Origin of the sequence: Myroides sp. LoEW2-1 (assembly GCF_009767705.1) — a bacterium.
Lineage (GTDB): Bacteria > Bacteroidota > Bacteroidia > Flavobacteriales > Flavobacteriaceae > Flavobacterium > Flavobacterium album_A.
This window is the reverse complement of sequence record NZ_WSPP01000402.1, coordinates 1-1,576: the sequence shown is the minus strand read 5'-3', so window position 1 is coordinate 1,576 and position 1,576 is coordinate 1. Positions and strand designations below refer to the sequence as shown.

Annotated in this window: 2 protein-coding genes; both read right to left on the bottom strand. The window is 27.2% G+C overall.

What is annotated here, in order from left to right; all coding sequences use genetic code 11:
• Positions 1-96: 96 nt before the first annotated feature.
• Positions 97-1,206 carry an AAA family ATPase gene (locus GOQ24_RS16425; protein ID WP_155091689.1) on the bottom strand — a complete coding sequence of 370 codons (1,110 nt, stop codon included), beginning with the start codon at positions 1,204-1,206 and terminating at the stop codon, positions 97-99.
• An 8-nt stretch (positions 1,207-1,214) separates the two neighbouring features.
• A partial coding sequence (locus tag GOQ24_RS16420) for a hypothetical protein (protein ID WP_160340178.1) occupies positions 1,215-1,576 on the bottom strand: 362 nt, incomplete at its 5' end.

Below are 1,576 nucleotides of genomic sequence, written 5' to 3'. Positions count from 1 at the left end.
GCTATAGGTTCAATGCAAGTGTACTTTTTTCTATAAAATAAATCTTATTAACACTAAAATGTTTGTACAAAAAATTATTTTATTATCATAACTCTCTTACTTATCCAAATAAGTAGAAAAATCAACTTCTATAATTTTTTTAAGATCCTCTAAACTTGGTTGTTTAATGTTAACAACCCTACTAGCATGTTTCATTATTAAATCCTCATAAATATTTCTTACAAATCTACCATTAGCAAACTGTTCTGTCTTATTATTAATACTCTCTTTAAAAAAGAGTTTAATAGTGTTTTCTAAGTTTGAATCTAATATATAATCACTTTTATCTAATAAAGTAACTAGAATATCAAAAAGTTCATTTTCAGAATAATCATCAAACTCAATAAAAGTATTAAAACGAGATAGTAAACCAGGGTTGGAATTAAAAAAGTTATTCATTGGAGCTGTATAACCTGCTACAATAACAACTAAATCATCTCTATAATCCTCTAGAGCTTTAGTTAATTCTGTTAAGCATTCTTTTCCATATGAATCACTATGTTCATTTTCTGTAATACTATATGCTTCATCGATGAATAAGACTCCTCCTTTTGCTTCTTCTATTACCTTCTTTACTTTCAACGCAGTCTGTCCTTGATAACCAGCTATTAAGTCTGTTCGAGAAACCTCAATAAAATGTCCTTTTGTCAGTAATCCTAATTCTTTATATATGTGTCCTACAATCCTTGCTACTGTAGTCTTTCCTGTTCCAGGATTTCCAGTAAAAGCTAGATGTAAAGTATTTTTAGGATTTACTAAGCTATTTTCTTTTCTTAACTGTTGTACTTTCTGATAAGAAATAAGATCTAGTATTTTCGATTTAACTTTTTCAAGTCCTACGAGCTGATTTAATTGATCCAAAAGTTCAGATAACGAATAATTATCTTCCTTACTTTTACCTGAATAATCACTATTAAAAAATTCTTGAATCTTTTGATATCCAAAATACTTCAATAAGCATTCATTAAATTCCTTCAATAACTGAAGTATATGTTTATCCTCTAATTTTAAAATAATAGATAAAAAACGAAATAAATCTCTTATAGTAGTTCTGTTACTACCTTCTATAAGCTCATGGGTAAGCCTAACAATTTGATTTTCACTATTACTACTTTTATCTAATTTTTTAGCTGAAGTCAATAAAGCCTCTTTATATTTATTGTCCATAAATTATTTTATAACAAACTAACAATTATATGCACAACTGAAATTAATAATGCTATCCCTGTCATCACATAAGAAATCTTTATTTTTTTTGTAAACTCCTGTGAATTAGCATCCAATTTATTATCCAGTGCCTTAAGCTCTTTAGAAAAGCTATTTTCTAACTCATAAGTTTTATTTGATAGTAAGTTTATACTGGTATTCACTTTAGAAAACTCTTTCTTATGGTCTTGCACATCTGCCCATATCGCATCAACATCATTAAGATATCTTAATCCTTCTAATTTACTTTTATAATCTTTAAGTAAACTGATATCTATTAACCCTTTTGAAAGTCTCTCTTCAATACCTATAATATTAGTCTTATGTGTCT